Raw genomic sequence first — 6114 nt, 5'->3', positions numbered from 1 at the left:
TTGATGAAGTTTACAATATTCATGGTCAAAACCGTTTATTTTGACCTAATTTAGATACATTGAATGATCACAAATAGCAATTGTCACTAACTGTCATTATATATTTATTTGGCTACTGGTGTAATTACGGATATACATAATATTTTTTATAATTATTTAAGTTTTGAAACCTTGTCATCAAACCAAATAAAAAAACTACAATTCTCCAAATAACTTTTTACAAATTCGCTTCTAAGCACTATATCTCCAAAGCACAGTTAAGGAGAAAAATATTCGTTCTAATTAAAAGTTGATTAACAAATAAAAAATCTCTGCGCAAGCCTAAACCTTTGTGCAGAAATCTGATGCCTACTTTCTAAAAAAAATATACTGAATTACTGTATAGAAATAGTAATCCTTCTATTCAACGCCCTATTCTCAGGAGTATCATTTGGACGAATAGGCTCTCGATCTCCTTTTCCTACTGGTATCGCTCTTCCCATTTTTATGCCTTTACTCGAAAGATAATCTTTTACAGCTTCGGCTCTGCGTAAACTCAATGCATCGTTATAAGCAGCAGAACCTACATTATCAGTATGCCCATTGATGTAAATATTTGCATTGGGATTTGTAATCAAAAAATCATACAAACGCTTCAAAGAAGACATAGACTCCAACTTAAGTTCATGCTTATCAAAGTCAAAGAAAATATTTTCAAATACAAACTCTTCTCCCGATGCAATAGGAATTAAGGAGATTTCGAGATTCTCTTTGTTTTTCAAGCCATCTTTATCCACATTAAAAATCTTTGGAAGGTACCCCTGTTTTTCAACATAAAGACCTGAAAAGTCCTTATCTGGATACAACATCAAAAACTCACCCGTCGCCCCATCCGCTCTGAATTCATACAGTGTACTGTCATTCCTTAGACTTACCAGTGAAAGTCTAGCATCAATAGGTTGCCCCGTTTTACTGTTCAAAACCTTGCCTTGAGTCACAATTAACTTTTCTCCCAAGGCAATCTCTTGAGGAAATGGAAATCGGTACAATAAAGATCGTTCCAAATCTTGCCCTTGGAAGGTGCTTTCAGTGTAATAGGCATAATCCCGCTGTGCGGTAATAAATAAGGAAAACTGATCTCGATGATCATTGATGGGATATCCAATATTTTCCGGTTGTGCAAACTCCCCATCGATCACTCTCGAAAGAAATATATCCAATCCACCAAATCCCATATGCCCATTAGAAGCAAAAAACAGGATCTCATTGTTGAAATAAATAAATGGAGAAACCTCATCTCTCGGAGTATTGACAGTGTTGCCCAAGTTTTTGGCTTCTGCCCAAGAACCATCCGCTTTCCGGACAGTATACCAAATATCATTCCCTCCAAAGCCTCCTCTTCTATTGGAGGAAAAGAACAACATACGCCCATCCGCTGAAAGCGATGGTTGCGAATCCCAAAACCGGGAGTTCACATGCCTTCCCATATTATTGGGACGCTGCCATTTTCCATTTACCCGATACACAATATACAAATCACAACTCCCAAATGAGTCCGGAGCATCACAGGAAGTATAAATCAAAATGTTTCCATCCGCTGATATCGTGCAAGTACCTTCATTGTACGCAGTATTGATTGTCTGACTGATACTAGTAGGATCAGTCCAACTTTCTCCATCTTCTTCCAGGTAGGCTACAAAAATATCTTCTTTCTGAAAGTCTTTGGTTCCGTCCCGTTTGGTGAAAAGTATTTTCTTACTATCCGCCGTAAGCACAGGAAAATATTGCATGTTAAACTGATTCAGGGGTTCAGGAAGACGCTCCTTTGAGATTTCCAACCTGTTTTCCAAAGACATACGAATAAAAGCTATCCTGGATTGAATGTCCTTATACTCCAATGAGCTTTTGAAAGCTGGAGATAAATAGCTATTTACAGCATCAAAACTGCTTATAGCTTCATCAAACGCTCCTTGAGCCAAAAATATGTAGGTCTTGAGCCAACCATAATCTGCTTTTACTTGATCACTTGCATTTTGAGACCTGGCTTCACCCCGTTGGACTACTTCCAAAGCTTCATCGACCTTTTTTTGTGTTAGCAATATTCTTCCCCACTTTACGTAGGATTCCAAAAAACCAGCTTCCCGCTGTATGGACGCTTTATACTTCTCAATTGCTTGCTCATACATGCGCTTTTTCACCAATTCATCCCCTTCCTGATGCATCTTGATAGCGCGACTATCGATAATGGAGTAGGTCTGGGAACTTACAGCAAATGATTGCAGAATAAGTAATACGAACAGTGCAAAGGATTTCATGGCATCAAGGGATGTCCATAAATTTATGCGTTTGTAGGGAAATATTCCAAATCGGATTCGATTTTACGTAAGCAATGATGCTTTTTAAGTGAATATTTTGTTTACTCCACTCTGGCTGAAGCAATTTTTGACAATTTTTATTCACCAACGCTGCATGCTGCTCCGCAAATTGAAAATCAGAAGCATGAAATATCACTACTTTCAATTCGTCTGCCTGCTCGTAAATGGATGGATGGGGAGCTTTGAATTTCTTGGGGGAAAAACATACCCAATCAAAATCCCCCGAAAAAGGATGAGCGCCTGAAGTCTCTATGTGGGTTTTGAAACCTGAAGATTTCAGGGCTGCCGTCAAGGGACCTAAGTCATACATCAAAGGTTCTCCCCCTGTGATAACTGCTACCCTTCCAGGATACTTGGATGCCTCTGCAACAATCTCTTCCACCGAAACAACAGGCCATTTACCCGCTTCCCATGATTCTTTGACATCGCACCACACACAACCTACATCACAGCCGCCTAATCGAATAAAATAGGCAGGAACTCCTGAATGGGTCCCTTCTCCTTGGATGGTATAAAAAGCTTCCATGAGCGGAAGTGCTGTCCCTGCTTGTACAGCTTCTTGAATTGCTTGCATATGAATTTTTGATAAAGCGGGTAATTGAACCGCTATTGAATGATTGATTTTAGGGCTGCAAAGGTACAAAAAAAGGACTGATATTTACATCAATCCTTTTTGCTCGTTTATTTCATCTATTCCGACCAACTCATAGGGTATGCAGGATCTACAAATTCCAAGCCTTGGGTGGTGACGAACAAAGGTTTAAAGGTGTCCAACATCACAGCCAATTCATGTGTTTCTTTGGCCCCAATAGATTTTTCTACCGTACCTGGATGTGGCCCGTGAGGCAAACCGCCCATATGGATGGTAAAACTTCCCCTGTCGATTCCTTTTCTGCTCATAAACTCCCCTTCGGCATAATACAGGACTTCATCTGAGTCTATGTTACTGTGATTGTATGGTGCAGGTATAGCCAAAGGATGATAATCAAACAAACGAGGAACAAAGGAACAAATCACAAATCCCCAAGCTTGGAAAGTCTGATGTACTGGTGGTGGCTGATGAATACGACCAGTAATGGGTTCAAAGTCATGGATGGATAATGCATAAGGATATAAGTATCCGTCCCAACCCACAATATCTAATGGGCTATGTCCATAGGTATAGGGATGCAACATGCCCCCTTTTTTAATTTGCACCAAATATTCACCTTTTTCAGCTTCTGTCAGCAAAGCTCCTGGAGGGCGAATATCCCGCTCGCAGTAAGGAGAATGCTCTAGCAACTGCCCAACTTCATTTCTATACCTCTTGACTGTTTCAATCGGACCATGAGATTCTATAATCAACAAGCGAAGAGGTCCTTCTTCCTTGAATTCAAACCTATAAATAGTGGTTCGTGGAATAACGATATAATCTCCTTGCCTAACTTCCAACTTACCAAACTGAGAGTACATGACCCCCTCTCCATCGTGCACATAAATCAATTCATCTCCATCAGCATTTTTAAAATAAAAATCCATTTTTCGCTGTTCTGGAGTGCAGATGCCCATCATGCAGTCATTATTCATCATCAGCATTTTACGGGCACTAAGGTAATCCTTACCGGTAGTTGCTACCCCTGCTGTCTTCAGATGTGTCTGTTTGAGCCCATGATCTTTGGCAGGTTCCCATGAATAGGGAGTTGGCTTTCCAATCTTCAATACGTTATTTGGATTGTGTATATGGTATAAATTGGAGTAAATCCCTGAAAAACCTTTGGAGCTGACCAATTCCTCTTTGTACAAAGAACCATCAGGCTGCCTGAACTGTGTATGTCTTTTGGGGGGTATATTCCCAAGTCTATAGTAATAGGCCATGATATTCGGGTTTATAGTTTTTCAAAATTAATTAAAAAAATCAAACGAAAACTGATATAGTTCGGTGACATCAATATTTAGAACTGAAAAAATGAGCTATGAATCAAGTACAACTTTGTCTTACTCGACATCTCACTCAAAAAAGCCCAAGTTCTTTAAGCCAGTATTTTATCCTCTATTCAAGCTTTACATAGTGTATTACCAGTACACAACTATTGGTAAACATCCGGCATTTAACCAAAAAAAATTAAACACTTAATTTACAGAAAATAGCTTTTAACGATTCTTTTATGTAATTTATTTACGACTGTATTACTTTCGTGAAATTATTCAAATTAAATGAAAATACTCTTAGTAGAAGACGATCCAATCATTCGTCTATTAGTCAGTTCCCAATTAGTAACCAAAGGCCATTTCGTCATTACAGCAACCAATGGATCACATGCATTTGAAGTATTGGAAGAAAACCCTAACGTACAAGTAATCGTAACCGACATTATGATGCCAAAGGTTAGCGGTGTAGAATTAGCGTATCAATTACAAGAAACCACTTTTCAACATATTCCTATTATCGCTATTACGGGTGGTACTTATTTAGAAGATAATAATGGAAATCCTCATCCATTTAAGGAAGTAATGCACAAGCCTATTTACATTCAGGATCTAATCGATCAGATCAACAGGTTCGTCAGTAATTCTGAGTTGTAAAACTAAGCTTGGCTTCAAATATTAAATTCTCTTTCACTTCAAATTTCAAGCTAGCCTTATTTAAGAATGCCAATCTTTCGGCCAAGAACATGCCTAAGCCTAGTCCTTGCTGTTCTTCTTTTTCCCTGGCAAACTGTTGAAATGGCTTTGGAACTACCGCACCTAAATTTTGAATCACTTGTTGCTCGTTGCGAATTATTAGTGTTTTTTCGAAAATCTCCAACGTTATCAAACTATCAACAGGTGAAAATTTTTGAGCATTATTTAACAAATATGCCAAGAGCTCATGGAGATGTGTACTTGTAAACATGAAGGAAAAATCGTGATGGATAGTAATTTTCAACTCCCGTTCTAATACCTGTGTTTTAATGAAATCCTTTAAACTTTCCTCTATTGATGGGTGATTTTGCAAATTAACTTGCAATAAATCAATGTTTTGAAACCTACGAAGCTTTTTGAGGCTAGTATCCAATCGCCTCGATGCATTTAATGCATTTCCTACAAACAAATTAAAGTCCTCAGGTGGCAATGTCTGGCCAAATTCTTTTAATAACTCCAAAGCTGCAATTACACCGGTTAGGGGAGTCACCATTTCATGAAAAAAAACACCTCTTTGTTGCCCAAAAATATTTTTTAATTCCAACGCTTTTGCCTGTGCTCTTTTCTCTTTTTTCTTTAGGGCAGTATTAACCGCAGATATTAGCTCTTTTGCTTTTACAGGCTTGATTAAGTAATCTTCTGCTCCTGCCTCCATCCCCATTCGTTGATTGGAATACTCCATTTTGGCCGTGAGAAAGATAAAGGGGGTTTCGAGCCAATACTCTTTTTCCCTAAAATTTTGCAAAAGCATAAAGCCATCCATTTCTGGCATCATGATATCTGAAATCACCAAGTCAAAGGTTGCTTTTTCAAGCAATTGAAGTGCTTCAACCCCATTATTGGCAACGGCTGTGTAAAATCCAGAAATCTCCAAAATCTCTTGGATATTTTCCCGCAGCTCGGCTTGATCCTCAACTAAAAGAATTTTCTTTTTCATTGCATTGGAATGCTAAGTGTAAATGTTGTTCCTTGATTTTCCTGACTATCAAAAACTAAAGATATACCTAAACGATCTGCAAAATCTTTGACAATATTCAGTCCCAAACCAGTACCCTTGATGGTACTTGCATTTTTGGCACGAAAAAATGAATCAAAAATA

General features: G+C 38.4%; 6 protein-coding genes. 1 reads left to right on the top strand and 5 read right to left on the bottom strand.

The annotated features are described in order from the left end of the window. Positions 1 to 374 precede the first annotated feature (374 nt). From ACXIUD_RS07190 to ACXIUD_RS07180, 3 genes are all read right to left on the bottom strand, one after another. Positions 375 to 2294: an OmpA family protein gene (locus ACXIUD_RS07190; protein ID WP_458051944.1), complete on the bottom strand. Its 1920-nt coding sequence runs from the start codon at positions 2292 to 2294 to the stop codon at positions 375 to 377. A 4-nt stretch (positions 2295 to 2298) separates the two neighbouring features. Then, a complete protein-coding gene (locus ACXIUD_RS07185; protein WP_458051943.1) occupies positions 2299 to 2928 on the bottom strand; it encodes a 7-carboxy-7-deazaguanine synthase QueE in 630 nt (209 codons plus the stop codon). A gap of 116 nt (positions 2929 to 3044) precedes the next feature. Then, positions 3045 to 4208 carry a homogentisate 1,2-dioxygenase gene (locus tag ACXIUD_RS07180; RefSeq protein ID WP_458051942.1) on the bottom strand — a complete coding sequence of 388 codons (1164 nt, stop codon included), beginning with the start codon at positions 4206 to 4208 and terminating at the stop codon, positions 3045 to 3047. Between the two features lie 339 nt (positions 4209 to 4547). Here ACXIUD_RS07180 and ACXIUD_RS07175 point away from each other — a divergent pair, with 339 nt between their 5' ends. After that, positions 4548 to 4916, top strand: a complete 369-nt coding sequence (locus tag ACXIUD_RS07175; RefSeq protein WP_458051941.1) for a response regulator — start codon at positions 4548 to 4550, stop codon at positions 4914 to 4916. Here ACXIUD_RS07175 and ACXIUD_RS07170 read toward each other — a convergent pair. Continuing rightward, a complete protein-coding gene (locus ACXIUD_RS07170) occupies positions 4897 to 5952 on the bottom strand; it encodes a hybrid sensor histidine kinase/response regulator (RefSeq protein ID WP_458051940.1) in 1056 nt (351 codons plus the stop codon). The genes ACXIUD_RS07175 and ACXIUD_RS07170 overlap by 20 nt on opposite strands. Further along, positions 5949 to 6113, bottom strand: coding sequence for a sensor histidine kinase (locus ACXIUD_RS07165; protein ID WP_458051945.1), 165 nt, complete (start codon positions 6111 to 6113; stop codon positions 5949 to 5951). Before ACXIUD_RS07165 ends, ACXIUD_RS07170 begins: the two co-directional genes overlap by 4 nt. Between the last annotated feature and the right edge of the window lies 1 nt (position 6114).

The sequence above is a fragment of the Mongoliitalea sp. genome, from assembly GCF_054166905.1.
Note: the sequence above shows the minus strand (reverse complement) of the source record. Positions and strands in the feature narration are given on the sequence as shown.